The sequence below is a fragment of the Saccharothrix hoggarensis genome (assembly GCF_052936025.1).
Window position 1 is genome coordinate 189,562 of sequence record NZ_CP193624.1, and the last position, 19,076, is coordinate 208,637.

Consider the following 19,076-nt stretch of genomic DNA (forward strand, 5'->3'; position numbering starts at 1 on the left):
ACCGCAACCCCGCGGGCGGAGCGGTCAGGAGACCGGCCCGGTCGTGAACGCGAGCGGTTCCGACGAGGTTTCGAGCGCACGGCGCCAACGGTGCCATCGTCGCGCTTGACGCTGTTGACCTCGGGAGTCTGAGGTGTCGTCTCCACCGTCGGCACCGACCGCGGTCCACGCCACCTCGTCACGAACGTTTTCGTCGCCTCCACATGGGAAATCCCGGGTGCGGTGCCCCGACGTCGGGTCCCGCACCCGGGGCTTGTCTTTGTCCGGCTTTCTGTGTGGGCCCTGGTTGGAGGACGCGCGGTGCAGTTCAACGAGAACGCGGAGCTCGACACGTCACAGGTCACCGACCAGCGTGGCGTCGGAGGTCGAGTCGCCCTGGGTGGTGGCGGGTTGGGCATCGTCGGCCTGATCCTGTACTTCGTCCTGTCGCAGCTCGGCGGCACCGGGCAGCTCCCGTCCGGCTCCGGGTTCAGCGACGTCGGCCAGGACCAGCAGGTCGGGTCTGAGGCGATCAAGGAGAAGTGCCGGACCGGCGCGGACGCGAACCGCGAGTCCGACTGCCGGGCGGTGGCGTTCATCAACTCGATCCAGGCCTACTGGACCGACCAGTTCGCCCGCTCCGGGCGCACCTACCAGCCGGCGCAGACGAACTTCTTCTCCGGCGGCGTGCAGACCCGGTGCGGCAACGCGACGTCCGCGGTCGGGCCGTTCTACTGCCCGGCGGACGGCCAGGTCTACATCGACCTCGGGTTCTTCCAGGAGATGCAGCAGAAGTTCGGCGCGACCGGCGGGCCGTTCGTCGAGGCGTACATCCTGGCCCACGAGTACGGGCACCACGTGCAGAACCTGCTGGGCACGTCGGACCGGGTCAGCTCGCGGTCGGGCCCGAAGTCGGACTCGGTGCGGCTGGAGCTGCAGGCCGACTGCTACGCGGGCGCCTGGGCCAACCACGCGCAGAGCGTGCCGACGGCGTCCGGCCAGCCGCTGATCACCGGCGTGACGCAGGACGACGTGAACGCGGCGCTCGACGCGGCGGCGCGGATCGGCGACGACTTCATCCAGGGCGAGCTGGGCGGCGGCCACATCGACACGACCCAGTTCACGCACGGCACGTCGGCGCAGCGCCAGAAGTGGTACACGACGGGCTTCGACACCGGCGACCCGGCGCGCTGCAACACGTTCGACACCGACAACCTCGGCTGACACCCGACAACCTCGGCTGACGCCCGACAACCTCGGCTGACACCCGACAACCTCGGCTGACGCCCGACAACCTCGGCTGACACCCGGCAGCACCGGCTCGCGCAGCCCTCAGGTGACACGCGACGACCAGGCCTGACGCGACCCCCGCGTCAGGCCTGGTCCGTCAAGCGACACCATCGGCCTGAACGGGATCGTCTGGCACCCCGCCGGGTTCGTGCTCGCCGTCCGCTACGACACCGGCGCGCTGCTCAAGGTCGCCCGTGACGGCCGGATCTCCGAAGTCGCCCTCGATCGGCCCCTGGTCGGCGGCGACGGCATGGACCTGCGCCCGGACGGCACGCTCGCCGTCGTCACCAACGCCCTCGGCGCGCCCGGCGAGGCCGCCGTCAGCGTGCTGCGGTCGGCCGACGGCTGGCGCACCGCCCGCACCGCGCACCGCGCCGCGCCGTGGGCCGACGACGAGCCGACCACGATCACCCGCACGCCCCACGGCAGCTACGTCGTGGACGGCGACCTGGGCACGCTGGTCACGGGCACCGGGTTGTCCGACCGGTACTCGTTGCGCGAGTTCGAGCACGCCCCGGCGCGCTGACCCGCGGGGCGGGGCGCGGTGTCGCGCGGACCACACCGCGTCCCGCCCGGCAGAGTGTTAGCGTCGCTAACCAACTGCGAGACCAGGGGGTGGCCGTGACGACGCTGGAGGCGATCGTCGTCGTCCTGGCCGGTGTGTTCGCCGGTGGGATCAACACCGTCGTGGGCTCCGGCACCCTGGTGACGTTCCCGGTGCTGCTCGCCGTGGGCTACCCGCCGGTCGTGGCGAACGTCTCCAACAGCCTCGGCCTCGTGCCCGGCTCGCTCAGCGGCGCGTGGGGCTACCGCCGCGAGCTGACGGGCCAGGCGAGCCGGGTCAAGCGGCTGCTGCCCGCGTCCGTGCTCGGCGCCGTGGTCGGCGCGATCCTGCTGGTGGTGCTGCCGGAGGACGCGTTCTCCGCGATCGTCCCGGTGCTGATCGCCATCGCGCTCGTGCTCGTCGTCGCCCAGCCGTGGCTGAACCGCAAGCTCGCCGAACGGGAGCGGCACGAGCACGGCGGGCTGTCGCTGTGGATCGGCGTGTTCCTCGCGGGCATCTACGGCGGCTACTTCGGCGCGGCCCAGGGCGTACTGGTGATGGGCCTCATGGGCGTGCTGATGAGCGAGCACATCCAGCGCATGAACGCCTTGAAGAACGTGCTGACGGCGTTCGTGAACCTGGTCGCGGGCGTGCTGTTCATCTTCATCGCCGACGTGGCCTGGCTCGCCGTGCTGCTGCTGGCGGTCGGCTCGGTCGTCGGCGGCCAGCTCGGCGCGAAGATCGGCCGCCGACTCCCACCCGCCGTGCTGCGCGCGGTGATCGTGCTGGTGGGAGTCGTGGCCATCGTCCAGATGCTGACCCGCTGAGCCGTTGACCTGTTGAGCCCCTGAAGCTCTGCGGCTCCGGGCCGGGCCGCCCTACCCGCTGAAGGACTTGGCGGCGGCCAGGAACGCGTCGTTCTCCTCGGGCTCGCCGATCGTGACGCGCGCGCCGTCGCCGACGAACGCCCGCACCACCACCTTGTGCGACAGGCAGTGCTCGTTGAACGCGGCCGTCCGCTCACCCAGCGGCAGCCACACGAAGTTCGCCTGCGACACCGGCACCTCGAACCCGGCCGCGAGCAGCTCCTCGCGCACCCGTGCCCGCTCGGCCACGATCGCCCGGCACCGCTCCATCAGCTCCGCCTCGGCGTCCAGCGACGCCAGCGCCGCCACCTGCGCCAGCGCGTTCACGCTGAACGGCACGTAGACCTTGCGCAGCGTCTCGGCCACGGCGGGCGAGGCCACCGCGTACCCGACGCGCAGCCCGGCCAGCCCGTACGCCTTCGAGAACGTGCGCAGGACGGCCACGTTGTCGCGGCCCGCCGCCCACTGCGCCTTCGCCAGCTCGACGCCGTCCGGCACGTCGGGGTCGTCCACGAACTCCTTGTACGCCTCGTCGATCACCACGAGCACGTCCGACGGCACCCGCTCGATGAACCGCTCGATCTCGGCGCGGGTGAGCGCCGTCCCGGTCGGGTTGTTCGGGTTGCACACGAACACCAGCCGGGTGTTCGGGGTGATCGCGGCGGCCATCGCGTCGAGGTCCAGCGCGTGACCCCCGGTCAGCGGCACCCGTGCCTGCCGCGCGCCGACGACCGCGGTGATGATCGGGTACGCCTCGAACGAGCGCCACGCGAACACCACCTCGTCGGCGTCGGTGCAGGTGGCCTGCACCAACTGCTGGCACAACGTCACCGAGCCGCAGCCGACGGCCAGCTGCTCGGCGGGCACGCCCAGTTTCTCGCCGAGCCGCGCCACCAGTTGGGTGGCGGCGGTGTCCGGGTAGCGGTTCACGGCGGTGGCCGCGTCCGCGATCGCCCGCACCACGCTGGGCAGCGGTCCGGCCGACACCTCGTTGCTGGCCAGCTTGATCGCGCCGGGGATGGTCCTGCCGGGCACGTATCCGGGCAAAGCGACGAGGTCGGCGCGGGTTCGCACGGTCATCCAAGGGCTCCCTTCGGGGTTCTGAGCTGGACGTTAGCCCGTGAAAGGGCCGGATGGGGCATACCTGCCGTACCGATGCTCACGTTGACTCCCGTTCACCCCCACGTGGAAGGGTTGGGCCATGACACCTACCCGCACCGAGACGCTCTCCCTCACCGACGGCCGGGAGCTGAGGCTCACCGTCGCCGAGCCGGAGAACGCCGTCCGCGGCGGCCTGGTCGTGCTGCACGAGGCGCGTGGCGTGACCGACACCGTGCGCGGTCTGGTGGGCTCGCTCGCGGCCGAGGGGTGGCTCGCGGTCGCGCCGCACCTGTACGACGAGGTGTCCGGCGACGAGGCCCCGGCCATGGTGAGCGGGCTGTCCGGCGACGCCGTGCTGGCCGACACCGACGTCGCGTTCGTCTGGCTGGGCCAGCAGGGCGTGAGCCAGGACCGCATGGGCGTCATGGGGTTCGACCTGGGCGGATCGGTCGCGATGGTGGTTGCGGCAAGCCGAACCATCGGCGCTGCGGTCACCGTCGGCGGTGGCGGCATCCTCGACCCGCTGGCCGACGGGCTGCCGTCGCTGGTGGAGGTGGCGGAGGAGCTGACCTGCCCGTGGCTCGGCCTGTACGGCGACGACGACGCCGAGATCCCGTTCAGCGACGTGGAGAAGCTGCGCGACGCGGCGGCGGCCGCACCCGTGGCGACCGACGTGGTCCGGTTCGCCCGCACGAGCCACCGGTTCGACACCACGCCCGAGGCGAGCGCGGAAGCCTGGCAGCGGGCGTTGAACTGGTTCGACTCACATCTTCGCTAAGCCTCTGGTCGGCGGCTTGGAACCGAACCGGCCACCGGGTACATCTAAGGAGGGCGTCCGGAGAGCCTGATTCGGTCGACGTCGGCTAACGCGCGGTGGGCCTGCGGCGAATCGCAGTGCAGGGGGTATGTGATGAGCGACGGGTACACGGTCCCATTCGCGGGTTCGGAGACGGTGCGGATCCCGCCCGGCTTCACGCCGTCCGCGGCGGCGCAACCCGTCGTGGGCGGCGGTGTGCCGTCGACCGACCCGGCGTACCCCGCGTACCCCGGCGCCGCCGTCCCGTCCCTGTCGGTGCCGCCCGTGCCCCCGGTGCCCCCGGTGCCGCCACCCGCGCCGCCGGTGCCGCCCGCGCCGCCCGTCGCGCCTCCGCCCCACGCCGGGCCGACCGCGCCTGCCGCGTCGCCCGCTGGGCCTGCGGGGCCGACTGCACCTGCCGCGTCGCCCGCGCCGGTTGAGCCTGCGGCACCGGTCGGGCCTGCCGGACCGGTCGCACCTGCCGCGCCGGCCGCACCCACCGAACCGAGCGCACCCGCCGGAAGCGGCGCGCCTGTCGCACCCGCTGCTCCGGCGGCTCCTGCCGCGCCGGCGGGCGACCCGGGCGCCACGGTCACGTTGCCCGCCGCCGCCACCGCGGAACCGGCGGCCGCGACGCCGTCACCGGTCCCGGACGGCTTCGCCAAGGCCGCGCAGACCGACCTGGACAAAGCCACGACCGCCCTCGGCGCGGTGGACAAGGGTTCCGTCCAGCTCGACCTGGACAAGCAGGCCGTCGACGACCTGCTGAAGCTGGTGTCCAAGGCCCGTGACGTGGTCGACAACGTCCACAGCCGGGCGGTGAACAACCTCGACGTCGAGCTCAAGTTCGGCAACAACTGGGTGAGCGACGCGATCAGCCGCCGGCTGCGCGAGGTCGCGGTGGGCAACGAGGAGTCGGCGGTCAACGTGATCGGCGACTTCATGCAGGTGCTCTTCGAGGTCGAGGAAACGATCCGCGAGGCCGCGCGGAACCTGGCGCGGGCCGATGACGATGCGGCGGACGCCTTCGGATCCGCGGGGGAGGCGAAGGGCTGATGGGCGGCAACAACTACGGCGGCGGCCACAACGGCGGCGGCCAGAACCACGGCGGCGGCCACAACGGCGGCGGCCACCACGGTGGCCAGAACCACGGTGACCGGCACTACGGCGGCGGCCAAGGCCAAGGCGGCGGCCAAGGGCACGGCGGTGGCCACGGCAACGGCCACGGCAACGGCCACGGCAACGGGCACGGGCACGGGCACGACAAGCCGACCGACCTCGGCCAGAAGGTCGACTGGATGACGTACTCCCACCAGCAGCTGTGGGAGATGATCAACACCGGCGTCGACCTCAAGGCCGCCGGCAGCGCGCAGGCCGACTGGGCGAGCGTCGGCAAGGCCCTCACCGAGGTGCAGGAGCTGCTGGCCAAGGCGATCGGCCAGTCCACGCTGGCGTGGGAGGGCGAGTCGGCCGAGCGCGCCCGCGAGGCCCTGGTGTCGGTGGAGAAGTGGGCGCTGAACACCAGCGAGCACGCCGACAACGTGGCCAAGTGCATCGCCACCGAGATCGAGCACGTGCAGACGGCGCGCGAGATGATGCCGCCGCCCGCGCCCGCGCCGCCCGTCGTCACGCCGGCCGGCGAACCGCCGCTGACCTCGGCCACGCCGCCCGTCGCCTACATGCCGCGGGCGCAGCTGTCGCGTGACCTCGCCGCGGAAGGCCACGACTACCGGACCCTGACGCCGGACGACGGCCTGGTCGCGAGCCCGCCGGTCGCGAAGGCGCCCAACGCGTTCACCGGCATCGACACCATCGGCGCGCCCGCGATCGACTCGGTCGTCACCGCGGACGCGACGCACCGCCAGGCCGCCGAGGTCATGGCGATGTTCCAGCAGAACTCGTACGCGGTCGACCGGACCGTGCCGTCGTTCAGCCCGCCGAGCAACCCGGTGGCGCCGCCCCCTCCGCCCGTGGTCACGCCGACCCCGCCGGTGGGTGACGGCGGTGGTGGCGGCGGTGCGGGCACCGGTGCGGGCACCGGCGGCAACAACCCGGTCGTCGTGGGCAACAACCCGAACCAGCCCCACAACCAGCGTCCGGGTGGACCGCCCGCGCGCGGTGGTTCCGGCGGCGGCCGGGGCGGCTTCAGCGGGCGCGGCGTCCTGCCCACCCCGGTCGGCCTGACCGGCGCCGGTGGCGGCGGCGCGGGCCCGCTCACCGGCCCGGGGGGCGCGACGGGCGCGCTCGGCTCGGAACGCGGCGGCTCCGGCCCCGCGCCCGGCAGCGTGACCAGCACGTTCCAGGCGCCGAAGTCCGTGACGCCGCAGTCCGGCATGATCGGCGCCGCGCCGATGGCCGCACCGCCTCCCGTCGCCGGCGGCGCGGGCGAACGGGACCGCAACCGTCCCGGGTACCTGGAGGACGACGACAACGTCTTCGGCGTCGACCGCAAGGCCGCACCACCGGTGATCGGGCTGTGACCGAACGCGTCTTCCGGCTCAGCGAACTGGAGTTCTTCCTGCTCTGGCAGGCCGTCCACCGCGACGCCCACCCCGTGCCGCTCGGCGCCCGGCACTTCGGGCACACCCGGGCCGAGCGCGACCGGCTCGTCGAGACCGCGTCCCGCGACCTCGCGTCCCGCGGCCTCGGCACCGTGCAGCGGCCGGACGAGGAGCTGTACGGGCTGCTGCGCGGCCTCGCGGAGTTCGAGATCGGCCTGGAGGTCTTCTTCACCCTGCGCGGCGCACAGGCCCGCGGCCTGGCCACCGCCGCGTGGCACGGCGCGTTCGCGGGCCGGCTCGGCAACCAGGTGCAGGTCACCGGCTTCCGGCCGACCGCGCTCGCCGCCACCACCGTCAACACGCTGCCGCCCGCGCCACCCGGCGGCGGCCGGTCGGTGAACGTGCGGTGGGACGACTACCTGGCCGCCGGCAAGGCGGGGGAGAACGACGGCACGGAGGGCTTCCTCGACGTGCTGCGGGGCGCGGGCCTGCGGGAACCGGAGGCCAACACGCTGATGCGCGCCGTGACCACGCGCAGCGGCGGCGGCCAGGTCGGCGTGATCGCCCGCAACCGCGCCGGGTACCTGCACCCCACCGGCGCGGTCGTGTCGTGGCTGGACACCGCCGAGGGCCGCTACCTGGTCCGCCGGGACGACGGGTGGCTCGTCGTCGCGCCCGCGGACGCGTCGCGGCTGATCTCCGCCGTCGACGGACTGGTGGCGGGCGCCGGCCGGAACTGACCCGGTGTGTGGGTGGTGACTGTGGTTCCCGGCCGTCCGATCGGCTAGGAACTTCAGGTATGACCGAGATGCGTGCCGGCACCGCCGCCGGCGAGGCGGAACTCCTGTGGCGCCCGGACCCCGACCGGGTCGCGGACAGCCGGATGGCCGCGTTCCGCTCCTGGCTGGCCACGTCCAAGGGCCTCGACCTCCCCGACTACCCGTCGCTGTGGGAGTGGAGCACCTCCGACCTGGAGGGTTTCTGGGGCGCGATCGCCGAGTTCTTCGAGGTGGTGTTCCACAGCCCGCCCACCCGCGTGCTGGAGGCCCCCGTGATGCCGGGGGCGTCCTGGTTCCCCGGAGCCACCCTGAACTACGCGGAGCACGCGCTCAGGGGCCCGGACGACGCCCTCGCGGTGATCTTCCACCGCGAGGACGGGCTGGCGTCGCAACTCACGTACGGCGAGCTGCGGCGCCGGGTGGCCGCCGTGCGCGCCGGGTTCGTCGAGCTCGGCGTCCGTCCCGGCGACCGGGTGGTGGCGCTCGTGCCGAACTCGCCGGAGGCGCTGATCGCGTTCCTCGCGGCGGCGTCGCTCGGCGCGACCTGGTCGTCGTGCTCCCCGGACTTCGGCGCGCGGGCGATCGCCGACCGGTTCACCCAGATCGAGCCGACCGTGCTCGTGACCGTCGACGGGTACCGGTACAACGGCCGGGCGTTCGACGTGCGGCCCACCGTGGAGAAGCTGCGGGCGGAGATCCCGTCCCTGCGCGCCACCGTGATGATCGACTACGTCGGCGGGACCCCGCTGCCCGGAACCGTCACCTGGGACTCCCTGCTGGCGTCCCACGACGGCGCGGACCTGGCGTTCGAACCGGTGCCGTTCGACCACCCGCTGTGGGTCCTGTACTCGTCCGGGACGACCGGCCTGCCGAAGGGCATCGTCCAGGGGCACGGCGGCATCGTCGTGGAGCACCTCAAGATGCTCGGCCTGCACAGCGACCTCGGCCCCGGCGACCGGTTCTTCTGGTTCACCACCACCGGCTGGATGATGTGGAACTTCCTCGTCTCCGGCCTCCTCGTCGGGTCGACGGTCGTGCTGTTCGACGGCAGCCCCGCCCACCCCGACCTCGGCGTCCTCTGGCACCTGGCCGAACAGCACCGCGTGACGTACTTCGGCACGTCCGCGCCGTACATCCAGTCGTGCCTGAAGGAAGACCTCCACCCGGCCGAGCGCTACGACCTCACCGGGCTCCGCGTCGTCGGCTCCACCGGCGCGCCCCTGACCCCCGAGGGCTTCCGCTGGATCGCGTCCGCCGTCGGCCCCGACATCCAGATCGCCTCCGTCTCCGGAGGCACCGACATGTGCACCGCGTTCGTCGCCGCGGCCCCTGATCTGCCGGTGTGGCTGGGCGAGCTGTCGTGCCGCGCCCTGGGCGCCGCCGTCGAGGCGTACAGCGAGGCCGGCGCGCCCGTGGTCGAGGAGGTGGGCGAACTCGTGATCACGAAGCCCATGCCGTCGATGCCGGTGTTCTTCTGGGGCGACGAGGACGGCTCCAAGCTGCACGACGCGTACTTCGCGACCTTCGAGGGCGTCTGGCGGCACGGCGACTGGATCAAGATCACCCGACGTGGTTCGGCGGTCATCTACGGCCGCAGCGACTCGACCCTGAACCGCGGCGGCGTCCGCATGGGCACCAGCGAGTTCTACCGCGTCGTCGAAGGGCAGCCCGGCGTCGCCGACTCGCTCGTCATCGACACCTCCGGCGCCGGGAGGACCGACGGCGAACTCCTGTGCTTCCTGGTCCTCGACCCCGGTGTCACGCTGGAGACCGTCGAACCGGCCCTGAGGTCGGAACTGCGCACGAACCTGTCGCCGCGCCACGTGCCGAACAGGTTCGTGGCCGTGGACGAGATCCCGAGGACGTTGAACGGCAAGAAGTGCGAGGTGCCGGTGAAGAAGATCCTGGCCGGCACGCCGCCCGAGCGCGCCGTCAGCCAGGACGCGCTGCGCAACCCCGACGCGCTGCGCCCATTCCTCGACTTGGCACGAGACCTACCTCACCCCGCCACCCCCTGACCTGCGCCAGAACGTCCCCCTCCACCCGTCCGCACCTAGCCTGACCAGGGCAGACGTGACAAGGAGGGGGGCGTTTTGCTTGGGTGCCGGTGGCATGTGTAATCTATGCGTCGTAGCCGAGGGCTCCGGGAGGCTTCGCCTAGTCTGGTCTATGGCGCCGCACTGCTAATGCGGTTTGGGTTTACCGCCCATCCCGGGTTCAAATCCCGGAGCCTCCGCAACACCCGGCTTTGGCTGGGTGACAACTGAAGAACGATGCGCTCGTAGCTCAACGGATAGAGCATCTGACTACGGATCAGAAGGTTGCAGGTTCGAATCCTGCCGAGCGCGCCACCTCAAACCCGCTCTCACCAGCGGGTTTGTTCTTTTCTCGCTGCTTACTTCATGACCGTTCCGCTGTGCGACGGCCGTTGTGTGCCCGATGTGCCCATCGGTTCCGGTCCGACGGGTCACCAGACCGGCGATCGCCTCTGCGGCGTTCCGGGCGACTTCGGGGAGCACCGTCGAATAGGTGTCACTCGTCACAGTGATCGAGCTGCGGCCCAGCATCTCCTGAACCGTCTTCATTTCGACGCCAGCCGCAGGGCGAGAGTCGCCGCTCCGTGGCGGAGGTCGTGCAGCCGGATCGGGTGGGAGACCAGCCAGCACGGCGAACCGGTCGGTGACCCACGACGGACGAAGCTGCTCGCCGTTCCTCTGCGTGAACACCCGCCCGGACTCCACCCACGCTGGCCCTGCCGTCAGTCGCTCCGAGGCACGCTGCGCGCGGTGCGCCCTCAAGACCTTCACCGTGACCCGGTAGGGCTTCGGACAGGGGCTCGCTCTGGACGATCGACTTGTGGAACGCCATTGTGATCACATCGGATCATTCGAATCACGTCACGAGAGCTGAACCGAATGATGATCCGAACGAGCGCCGTCGCGACCGGTCGGCAGCCTCCCCGCGCGCACGCGAGCCGTCCTGACCAGGGTGGAGGATGCCCCCCGACTGCCGTCCGCCCGACCGGTACGTCATAGCAGCTCGCGTTGTGTACGAAGCTCGGACGATTCCGGGCTACCGCCTCGCCGACGACGGCGCGAGCTGATCGGTCAACCGTTGAAGAGCTGCGCGACCGTCCGCACTGATCTCGGCAAGACCAGCGTCGTCGGCTGCTCGGATCGTCCGTTGCACCTGGTGTGGCAACCGGTGGACCTCGGCAGCGGTCAACGCCGATCGGAACGCCTCCGTCGCGCCGTCTCGATGCTGCGCAGCGAGCAGCACTTGCCCGGCGGTCACCCGCTCGATGATGTGCCATTGCGGCGCGACAGGTGGGCCGCTGACGTCGGTCTGCAACGCGCGCACGGCCTCGGCGGCGCGGCCGGTCGAGATCAGGCCGCGGAGTTCGATCTCCCGGGACGTGAACCGGTTGAACAGCATCCCGCGCCCCGCTTCCGCGTCGAGCAGGTCGCGGTAACCGGTGATCGCCCGGTCGAAGAGGTCCGCGTTGCCCTGTTCGCCTGCCGCGCGTGCGAGCAGGGCGAACGCTGCGCCCCGTCCTTCCCGATCATCGGACACGGCAACAGCTCGACTCAATCGAACAACCGCCGCGCCGACGTGGTCCGCCTTGCGCAGCTCGTTGCCGTGCATCCGAAGCGCGTGCGCGAGGAACACAGGATCGCCCAGCCGCTCGGCGACGACGAGCGCCTTGCCGGTCCAGCGCGCCGCGGCGGCCAACCGCTCCTCGGGCAGAACGGTTCCCAGCGAGACGCCCAGCGCCGCCCGGCCCTGCCCGAGCAGGATCATCGTGTCCCGCTCGGCACGGCCCTCGGCGGCGCGTGCCTCCAACCTGGCGACGAGCGGCCACAACTCGTTGACCGCGTCGACCGCGCGCCCGGACTGGCGGGCGATCTCGGCGAGTCGGATGGTCGAGTCACCGAACTGGATCATCGCGGCGAAGTCGGCATCGTCGTTGTCCGTCACGCCGAGCACGTGCATCGGCAGGCCGAGTACGCGAGCGATGTGGCGTCGGGTGGTGACGTCGCTGATGGTGCGCCGACCGGTCTCGATCATCGACACGTAGGTCTTGTCGTAGCCGAGCAGCGCGGCGAGCCGTTCCTGGTTGAAGCCGTTCACCCGGCGGTAGACGCGAAGGATCGTCGCCAGGTCGCGAGTCCTCAACGCCGCTGCCGCCTCGGGAGCCGACCACAGCCACACTGCCGGTGTCAGCGGGCGAACAGGCATGATCGGCGGTGCGTGACGTGCGCTCGCGTGGCACGTCGGACAGACAGGTTCGACCGCGAGCCTGCTCAACTCGGCTCCGCAAGCCTCGCATCGTCCGCCCGTCATGAGCGACTACCGGATCAGTTCCGGGTCGGACTCGCGCAGACGTGCGAACCAACTCGCGATCGAACGCTTGTACCCGTCCGGCATGTTCAGCCCGCGCACCTCCGACTCGGTGAACAGGCCGATCTCCTTGTGCTCGTGGGAAAGCACGGGTTCGGCGTGGCCGTCCGGGTAGCAGCCGTAGGTCACGATGAACACGTTCTTCTCCGCCACGTCGATGTAGTACATCCACGTGTCGAGGATCGGGCCGGTGGTCACCTGCCACTGCGTTTCCTCGGCGATCTCGCGCGCCACGCACTCCTCGGGCGTCTCGCCGGGTTCGATCCGGCCGCCGGGTAGCTCCCACTCCTCGCGCTCGTTCTTCAGCAGCAACACCCGGTCGTCACGCACCACCACGCCCTTGATCGAGACGGGGTAGACGGCCTGGCTCATCGGCGTTGACCTCCGGAAGGCGTGCGCGATCACTCATCGGCAACGTAGCACCCGGTCACCCGACAGCAGGCCACGCTGTGTTGACAGCTTGTCACTGGACGTATCAGGTCGGATCACGTTCCCATGATCTCGCGAAACCGGTGTTTCGGGAGGTAGAGACGATGGATGCTCCGTTCGAGCGCGGTTGGGTCGCGGCCGATGATCAGGCGGCCGTGGTGAGCGCGCTGACGCATCACGGCTTGGCTCTGGTCGAAGGACTCGCCGACTCGACACACCTGCGGCGTGTGACTCGCTCCTTCGCAACGGTGGTCCCGCACCGGGACAGCGCGTCGGACGGCGTTACGACGCTGGTCGACCTCGGTTCCGACCGGAACGGCGCGTTCGCCGGGTTCAGCTCGTGTGCGCTAGCGCCGCACACCGACCGCTCCGGCGTCGCCAACCCGCCCGCCTTGCTGGTCCTGGGTTGCTCGCAGCCCGCGACCAGCGGCGGTCAGTGCGTGCTGATTGACGGGCAAGCCGTGTACGACACGCTCGCCGACACCGCACCTGACGCGCTGGCGGCGCTGTGCACGCCCCGGTCAGTGCTGTTCGGCGGTGCGTCCGGGCATCTCGGCGCGATCTTCACCGAGTACGAAGGCGGACGGGTCACCATCAGGCTGCGCCAGGACGACCTCGTGCAGTTCTCGCCCGAGGTGCGCCGGTGGTTGCCGACGCTGCGAGCGGCGATCGACCAGCACGTGGCCGAGCTGGACCTGAGCGCCGGACAGGGCTACATCCTCGACAACCACCGATGGCTGCACGGTCGGCGAGCATTCAACGGACACCGCGTCGTGCACCGCGTCAACGCGAACCCGCTTCCTCACCTCGGCATCCGGACCGGCATTCCCGCCCGCGTGCGGAGCGCTGCGGTATGAGCGACGCGGCAGCGGTGCGCGGGTTTCCCCGCCTTGGCGGGACCGGTTGCGATCCGGGACGCGGGATGGCAGTTCGTGCACCGACGTGTCGTTGACGGCATCCCCACCGAGGTTGACGGTTCCGGCTGTGGCAGGACGGCTGGCACGACGCCATCCGCGTGCGCAGCAGCACCGACGCGATGGCGTTGCGCGCGGACGGCGACGAGCCGCCCGGCATCGTGTGGGAGCGTGCCGGTTCGTTGTCCGACGTGGTGGAAGGGCTGTTGAGCCTGCCCGTGCCGACCCAGCGGTTCGCCCCTCGCCTGATCGTCGTCCGCTCCCGCGCTGTGGGCGCCATGACCCGGCCGGACCTCAGCGACCGCTCCGCGGCGCGCTGGGCGTGACCAGATGTGCGTCTGCGGCTGGCAACTGATCGCCGTGACGTTGGCGTTGATCGTGCCGGCCATCAGCTATGGCGAGATCGAGGGCCGTCGCCGAGCCCGCACCGATGACGTCCGGTTCCGCGACAAGACCACCTGACCGCTTCGGCAGCACCGGACGAAATCTCTCCGACGCCCGGCCGCCCGGCCGCCGCGGTACCCGACGTGGTGGGAGGGCCGTCCGTCCCGACCCGGACAGCTCTCCCGCCGCGTCCTCGGACACCACCCACCAGAAGGGCTAGCACTCTCCATGATCCCCACGGATCTGCCCGTTCACATCGAGCAAGACAAGACCGCTCGCGCGAAGGTGATCGACGCCTGCGGTCTGACGTGCACGTTCTGCCACAACGAGGGCACACCCGTTGCGGTGGACAACCGCCGTCGTCCCGTTGGCGACTTCACGATCGCCGGTCCGAGCGGGCGCATGTCGATCTACGCCGCCACCAACGGCGCGAACTTCCTCCCTGCCCCGATGCCCGCGAACGAGCATTTCGGGCGCGCACTGGTCGCGTTATGCGATGTGCTACGCCTGACCGAGGTCCACCTGACCGGCGGTGAACCCACCCTGCACCCCGCCATCGCCCGGCTGACGAAGATCGCCACCGAGGCGGGCTTGCGGGTCGGGATGACGTCGAACGGAGAGCACGGCGCGGAGGTGCTTCCCGACTGCGCCGCCGCTGGGCTCGACCGGGTGAACTTCTCGATCTTCGGCACGACGGCCGACGAACTTGCCGAGACTCAGCACGCCCGTAACCGCAATCCCGAGCGTGCGCAGCGCAAGATCGACGCCCTGAAACGCTCGATCGCCGTCTGTGAGGCGCACGGGGTCAAGGCCGGCGCGAACATCGTGGTGCTCGACTACAGCCACGCGCCGCGCGTGCACCGCATGCTCGATGAATACTCTTCGCACCTGTCGGTCCGACTGCTCAACTCGCTGGACCACGGCCCGGCCTCCGTCGAGGCCATCGAGCGCATCCTGGCTGAACGCGAGGCGGTCGCCGAGGCGCACTACATCACCGCAGGCGTCTCCGGGGCACGCACCGCCTACCGCCTCGCCGACGGACGACGGGTGTCCTTCAAGCAGATCCGCCGCGTCCGGCTGCCCGAGACGTGCGCCGGATGCCGGTTCAACAACGACACCGACTGCCAAGAAGGCTTCTACGGCGTGCGGCTCTACTACGACCGCGACGGCCGGTACCAGGTCGGTGTCTGCATCCAACGGATGGACCTGACCATGCCCCTTGACGACTTCCTCACCGGGCCGGTGCCGGCAGAAGTGCTGGCCCTGCGTGAGGTCGAGTACGACCGACTCACCCGCCACCACGCGGCGGCATAGCGTCGGACCAGCACCGATCAACCAGGAAGGACGGCCGCGAGTGCCGATCGAGCACGAAGCGAAGATCCTCGACGTCGTTCCCGCCGAGATGGAACAGCTCATCCTCGACAAGGGCGGGCAAAAGCTCGGCGAGCGGTTCATGCGTCGCTACGTCTACGACATCACGCCCGGCGACCAGTCAAAGTGGATCAGGTTGCGCCACACCGGGGACGAGGTGACGCTGACCGTCAAGCAGATCACCAGCGACGCCATTGACGGCACCCACGAGACCGAAGTGACCGTGAGCGACTTCGACGCGACCAACGCCCTGCTCGGGGTGCTCGGGTTCACCGCGAAGTCGTACCAGGAGACCAAGCGCACGAGCTTCGTCCTCGACGGCGCACAGGTCGAGATCGACACGTGGCCGCGCATCCCGCCTTACGTCGAGATCGAGGCTGGATCGAAGGACGAGGTCGTTCGGGTCGCCGCACTGCTCGGCTACGCCGAGGAGGAGCTGACCGGGGAGAACACCATCAAGGTCTACGCGCTGTACGGCATCGACCTGAACACCATCCCTGACCTGCGCTTCTAGGTGTCAACGGGTGCGCTCGGTGTGTGCCCGAAGTGAGCCCGGACGCGCAATGATCACGCGGTAGAGATCGTCACCGACAGGCAGCGAACCTGGTCTGACCTGCACAGGCCAGACCAGGCCGATAGTGCTCGGCAGCAACCAACATGATCGGGACGGAACTACGGATCAGAAGGTTGCAGGTTCGAATCCTGCCGAGCGCGCACGAGCGTTGTGGTTAGCGCGGTAGCCCGCGCACTTCACGGCTCGCCGCCGGAAGTCCGGGAGCCGGCCCGCTCGTCGCAGACCGGCCCCCGGTGGGAGGCCACCGGAATGGCCTGGCTTCAGTTCGAGGGGGAGGTGGTCCGGGCGGCTTCGAGGGTGGCTGCCAGGCGGTCGATCTGGGCGTCCACCTCCATCCTCCGGCGGGCCTTGGCGGTTCGGTCCTCGCCGCCGATCTCCTCGATCCCGGTCCGGAGCTTCTGCCGGAACCGGAGTTCCTGGAGTTCGAAGTCGACCGAGTCGCGCTTCTCGCTCGCCCGCAGCTGGAGGTCGTGGAGGCGGCCGGAGACGTCCAGTTGGCGGCGCAGCCTCGCGTCGTACTCGGTGCTCGCGCTCATCATCTTGCTGAGCACCGGCAGGCAGTCCAGCGCAATCAGCAGCAACGCCAGCAGCAAGTGCGCCATGAGGACCGTGAAGTGCTTCGACGACAAGCTGCCCAACGCCTCGAACTCGTCCAACAGCCCGCGTTCGGTCAGGTTCGCCCGCTTCTCGTCGACCTTCGCGGTGATGGCGGAGCTGATTTCGCGTTCGGTGCGACTGCTCGCGTCGGCGACCTTCGCGGTCAGCTCGGAGACGGTGCGGTCGGCGGTGACGAGATCCGCGTGCAGCTGGTCGAGTCGGCTGTCGCGGTGGAACTCGTCTGCCTTGTCGCGGTTGCGGATGCACTCGGGGCCCTCGCCGGGGACGGCGGTCAGGCCCGGGCCGACGCGGCCCGCGCACTCGTCGCGCGCCAGTCGCTCCAGCTCGGCCAGGCGGGCGTCGGCCTCGCCGACCTTGACCTTCAGGGCGTCGCGGTTCGTCGTCGCGCGCGCCAGCTCGTCGACGACGGCTTGCGGGCGTTCGCTGATGACGACCAGGAAACCGGCGCACGACGGGTCGGCCAGGACCTCGCCCGACGGCGGGTTGCAGCGCTTCAACGTCCCCTCGTAGACGTCGACCTCCGCCTTGCGTTGTTCGCTGATCTCGTTGTCGATCGACTGGTGGAACACCGCGAGCACCAGTGGCTCGGCGATGACCGCGCCCAGCAGCAACGAGAGCACCAGCCGGGGCAGGTAGGTGCGGAACAACGACGTGCGCGCCGCCCCGTGCGTGCTGGAGATCAGCCAGCTGTCGGCGGTCACGATGATCACCGCCCACATCAGGTCGGCGAACAGCAGCCACCAGTGGTGGCCCAGCACGCTCACCAGCGCCATGTGCATCGACACCGCCGCCAGCAGGCCCGTGTTGAGCACGATCAGCCCCAGGCGCGTGTACCGCGGCCGTTCCTCGGGCACCCAGTCCAGCACGTCCTCGTTGACGCCGATCACCCGTCGCAGCAACCGGGGCACGCCCCGCTGCGGCATCACCGGGCGCAACGCCCCGATCGCGACGTCGTTCGGCAGCGACGCCCGCACCGGGCGGTCGACGGGCGGTGGTTCCGGGTTGACCCGTCTGCCGACCGGGGGCAGCTCCTCGGTGGACGCTCGCTCGTCCAGTGCGGTCATGCCTCCACCTTCGTGTTCCGGTCGTCGTCCACGAAGTCGGCGTCGGCAGGACCGGGGCCAGGACCAGGACCGGTACCGGAACTGGGTCCGGGACCGGCACCGGGCCCGGACGGCGTGGGGGTGGCCGGGGCCTCGGGTTCGGTCGGCGCGATCGCACGGTCCTCGGACGCGCCCAGCGCGGGCGCGGCGCCGACGAGCAGGTCGGTGATCAGCCGGTCGAGGCCGGGGCCGAGGTTCGCGGTGTCCAGGTGACCGTGCCGGGCCAGCTCCTGGATCACCTCCGTCCGCGCCCTCAGCGTCTTCATCACCGCCTCGTTCTCCAGCAGCCGGTCCTCGCGCTTCCACTCCTCCTCCCGCCGCACGTCGGCGCGCTCGGCTTCCCACCTCGCGCGCGACTCCTCGTGGGCGAACACGCGCTGCGCGTCCAGCCGCTTCGCCTCCGCCTCGATCTCCCACCGGCGGTCCTCCCGCGACCAGACCTCGCGGCGCAGCTCGGTCTTCTGCCGGTGCAGCGCGTCGGCCCGCTCGGCCTCCCACCGCAGCCGCTCCTGCGTCCGCTCGTGGTCGACGGCGAGCCGCAGGTCTTCGCGGTCCTGCTCGATCTCGCGCTCCCGCAGCAGGCGCAGCTGGTCCGCGACCTCCCGCGCGTTCAGCTCGCCGGCCGCGTGGGCGAGGTAGATCGCGGCGACGGGGTCGGCGCCCACGGCTTCGGACGTCTTCCGCAGCTCGTCGCGGGCGTGCTCGCGCCGCATCGCGTCGAGCGACCGCGTGTGCTCGGTGTCCTGCCGCTCACGGGTCCGGCGGTGGTCCAGTTCCAGCTCGTCCAGCCGGTGGTCGTGGGTGAGCTGGGTCGTCTTCACGGTGTGCGTCTGCTGCGCCTCGCGCAGCTTCGCCACCAGCTCGGCCACCTGCGTCGGCGTCATCACCTCGACGCTGGCGAGGGTGACGGCCAGTCCGCTGAAGTCCGGCGGCTCGATCGTGTGGTACGCCCTGATCTGCGCGTCGAGCTTGCGGCGCAGGTCGTTGATGTCCTTGAGGTCGTAGTCGAGGCCCAGCTGGAAGATCCGCTGGTGGCCCTTGAGGTAGCCGGCCAGCATGGCGGCGGCGTCGCTGCCGCCCGTGCGGACGACGGCCACCGGGTCCGTCACGGTGCACAGGAACGCCACGCGGAGCGTGAAGTTCGCGGCGTCACGCGACGGGATGACGATCTCGGCGACCACCTCGGTGTCCGCGGTGACGTCGACCAGCGACACGTGCGACGCTTCCACCACCGTCGGCGAGTCGAGGGGCAGGTCGGTCGTGTCCAGCACGTAGAGGTTGCGCGTGCGGTACACCAGCTGGTGACCGGCGGGCACGAACGGCACCTCCGCCCGCGTGCGCCCGCGGTTGCGGCTGAACAGCCGCTTGGGCGGCAGCGGTTCGAGCACGCGTTCGTCGATCACCGGGTACGGCTGCTTCTCCATGC

17 protein-coding genes and 2 tRNA genes are annotated in these 19,076 nt (G+C 70.8%); 14 read left to right on the forward strand and 5 right to left on the reverse strand.

The genetic code is table 11. The features are described from left to right. Positions 1–300 precede the first annotated feature (300 nt). From ypfJ to ACRAKH_RS00985, 3 genes are all read left to right on the forward strand, one after another. Positions 301–1,203 (forward strand): KPN_02809 family neutral zinc metallopeptidase, encoded by a 903-nt coding sequence (gene ypfJ, locus ACRAKH_RS00975; RefSeq protein ID WP_380726587.1) that lies wholly within the window; start codon positions 301–303, stop codon positions 1,201–1,203. Between the two features lie 214 nt (positions 1,204–1,417). After that, complete coding sequence (locus ACRAKH_RS00980) at positions 1,418–1,795, forward strand: hypothetical protein (protein ID WP_380726589.1); 378 nt, start codon at positions 1,418–1,420, stop codon at positions 1,793–1,795. Positions 1,796–1,890: 95 nt separating this feature from the next. Beyond that, positions 1,891–2,640: a sulfite exporter TauE/SafE family protein gene (locus tag ACRAKH_RS00985; protein WP_380726591.1), complete on the forward strand. Its 750-nt coding sequence runs from the start codon at positions 1,891–1,893 to the stop codon at positions 2,638–2,640. Between the two features lie 51 nt (positions 2,641–2,691). Here ACRAKH_RS00985 and hisC read toward each other — a convergent pair whose 3' ends face one another. After that, positions 2,692–3,759, reverse strand: a complete 1,068-nt coding sequence (gene hisC / locus ACRAKH_RS00990; RefSeq protein ID WP_380726593.1) for a histidinol-phosphate transaminase — start codon at positions 3,757–3,759, stop codon at positions 2,692–2,694. Positions 3,760–3,880: 121 nt separating this feature from the next. Here hisC and ACRAKH_RS00995 point away from each other — a divergent pair, with 121 nt between their 5' ends. From ACRAKH_RS00995 to ACRAKH_RS01025, 7 genes are all read left to right on the forward strand, one after another. Beyond that, a complete protein-coding gene (locus tag ACRAKH_RS00995; RefSeq protein ID WP_380726594.1) occupies positions 3,881–4,558 on the forward strand; it encodes a dienelactone hydrolase family protein in 678 nt (225 codons plus the stop codon). 615 nt (positions 4,559–5,173) lie between these two features. Beyond that, on the forward strand, positions 5,174–5,632 hold the full coding sequence (locus tag ACRAKH_RS01000; RefSeq protein WP_447009567.1) for a hypothetical protein: 459 nt from the start codon (positions 5,174–5,176) through the stop codon (positions 5,630–5,632). Beyond that, complete coding sequence (locus ACRAKH_RS01005; RefSeq protein ID WP_447009568.1) at positions 5,632–7,056, forward strand: PPE domain-containing protein; 1,425 nt, start codon at positions 5,632–5,634, stop codon at positions 7,054–7,056. The genes ACRAKH_RS01000 and ACRAKH_RS01005 overlap by 1 nt, the downstream gene beginning before the upstream one ends. Continuing rightward, entirely contained in the window at positions 7,053–7,817 is a 765-nt protein-coding gene (locus tag ACRAKH_RS01010) for an ESX secretion-associated protein EspG (protein WP_380725375.1), read from the forward strand. The genes ACRAKH_RS01005 and ACRAKH_RS01010 overlap by 4 nt, the downstream gene beginning before the upstream one ends. Before the next feature lie 59 nt (positions 7,818–7,876). Beyond that, positions 7,877–9,874, forward strand: a complete 1,998-nt coding sequence (locus ACRAKH_RS01015; RefSeq protein WP_380725377.1) for an acetoacetate--CoA ligase — start codon at positions 7,877–7,879, stop codon at positions 9,872–9,874. Positions 9,875–10,002: 128 nt separating this feature from the next. Beyond that, positions 10,003–10,092: transfer RNA gene (locus tag ACRAKH_RS01020), tRNA-Ser, on the forward strand. A 39-nt stretch (positions 10,093–10,131) separates the two neighbouring features. Continuing rightward, positions 10,132–10,207: transfer RNA gene (locus tag ACRAKH_RS01025), tRNA-Arg, on the forward strand. A gap of 721 nt (positions 10,208–10,928) precedes the next feature. On the opposite strand, the gene ACRAKH_RS01030 is transcribed toward ACRAKH_RS01025, so the two are convergent. Further along, positions 10,929–12,164, reverse strand: a complete 1,236-nt coding sequence (locus ACRAKH_RS01030; RefSeq protein WP_380725379.1) for a helix-turn-helix transcriptional regulator — start codon at positions 12,162–12,164, stop codon at positions 10,929–10,931. A 42-nt stretch (positions 12,165–12,206) separates the two neighbouring features. Beyond that, complete coding sequence (locus ACRAKH_RS01035; protein ID WP_380725381.1) at positions 12,207–12,629, reverse strand: NUDIX hydrolase; 423 nt, start codon at positions 12,627–12,629, stop codon at positions 12,207–12,209. 161 nt (positions 12,630–12,790) lie between these two features. Between ACRAKH_RS01035 and ACRAKH_RS01040 the strand changes: the two genes are divergently transcribed. The 4 genes from ACRAKH_RS01040 (at position 12,791) to ACRAKH_RS01055 (ending at position 15,869) form a co-directional block, all read left to right on the forward strand. Continuing rightward, positions 12,791–13,543, forward strand: coding sequence for a TauD/TfdA family dioxygenase (locus ACRAKH_RS01040; RefSeq protein WP_380725383.1), 753 nt, complete (start codon positions 12,791–12,793; stop codon positions 13,541–13,543). 158 nt (positions 13,544–13,701) lie between these two features. After that, the gene (locus ACRAKH_RS01045) at positions 13,702–13,926 is read left to right on the forward strand and encodes a hypothetical protein (RefSeq protein ID WP_380725385.1); all 225 of its coding nucleotides are present in this window, start codon (positions 13,702–13,704) and stop codon (positions 13,924–13,926) included. A 286-nt stretch (positions 13,927–14,212) separates the two neighbouring features. Further along, positions 14,213–15,298 (forward strand): radical SAM protein, encoded by a 1,086-nt coding sequence (locus ACRAKH_RS01050; RefSeq protein ID WP_380725389.1) that lies wholly within the window; start codon positions 14,213–14,215, stop codon positions 15,296–15,298. A gap of 40 nt (positions 15,299–15,338) precedes the next feature. After that, positions 15,339–15,869, forward strand: a complete 531-nt coding sequence (locus ACRAKH_RS01055; RefSeq protein ID WP_380725391.1) for a class IV adenylate cyclase — start codon at positions 15,339–15,341, stop codon at positions 15,867–15,869. 320 nt (positions 15,870–16,189) lie between these two features. On the opposite strand, the gene ACRAKH_RS01060 is transcribed toward ACRAKH_RS01055, so the two are convergent. Beyond that, a complete protein-coding gene (locus ACRAKH_RS01060) occupies positions 16,190–17,611 on the reverse strand; it encodes a DUF4407 domain-containing protein (protein WP_380725393.1) in 1,422 nt (473 codons plus the stop codon). Continuing rightward, positions 17,608–19,074 (reverse strand): hypothetical protein, encoded by a 1,467-nt coding sequence (locus ACRAKH_RS01065; protein ID WP_380725395.1) that lies wholly within the window; start codon positions 19,072–19,074, stop codon positions 17,608–17,610. Before ACRAKH_RS01065 ends, ACRAKH_RS01060 begins: the two co-directional genes overlap by 4 nt. Positions 19,075–19,076 lie beyond the last annotated feature (2 nt).

What these genes read in the sequence shown, in the direction of transcription:
- ACRAKH_RS01040 (WP_380725383.1), top strand. Translation starts at nt 12,791, where the DNA reads ATGGATGCTCCGTTCGAGCGCGGTTGGGTCGCGGCCGATGATCAGGCG.
- hisC (WP_380726593.1), bottom strand. Translation starts at nt 3,759, where the DNA reads ATGACCGTGCGAACCCGCGCCGACCTCGTCGCTTTGCCCGGATACGTG.
- ACRAKH_RS01050 (WP_380725389.1), top strand. Translation starts at nt 14,213, where the DNA reads ATGATCCCCACGGATCTGCCCGTTCACATCGAGCAAGACAAGACCGCT.
- ACRAKH_RS01065 (WP_380725395.1), bottom strand. Translation starts at nt 19,074, where the DNA reads ATGGAGAAGCAGCCGTACCCGGTGATCGACGAACGCGTGCTCGAACCG.
- ACRAKH_RS01015 (WP_380725377.1), top strand. Translation starts at nt 7,877, where the DNA reads ATGACCGAGATGCGTGCCGGCACCGCCGCCGGCGAGGCGGAACTCCTG.
- ACRAKH_RS00995 (WP_380726594.1), top strand. Translation starts at nt 3,881, where the DNA reads ATGACACCTACCCGCACCGAGACGCTCTCCCTCACCGACGGCCGGGAG.
- ACRAKH_RS01005 (WP_447009568.1), top strand. Translation starts at nt 5,632, where the DNA reads ATGGGCGGCAACAACTACGGCGGCGGCCACAACGGCGGCGGCCAGAAC.
- ACRAKH_RS01035 (WP_380725381.1), bottom strand. Translation starts at nt 12,629, where the DNA reads ATGAGCCAGGCCGTCTACCCCGTCTCGATCAAGGGCGTGGTGGTGCGT.
- ACRAKH_RS01060 (WP_380725393.1), bottom strand. Translation starts at nt 17,611, where the DNA reads ATGACCGCACTGGACGAGCGAGCGTCCACCGAGGAGCTGCCCCCGGTC.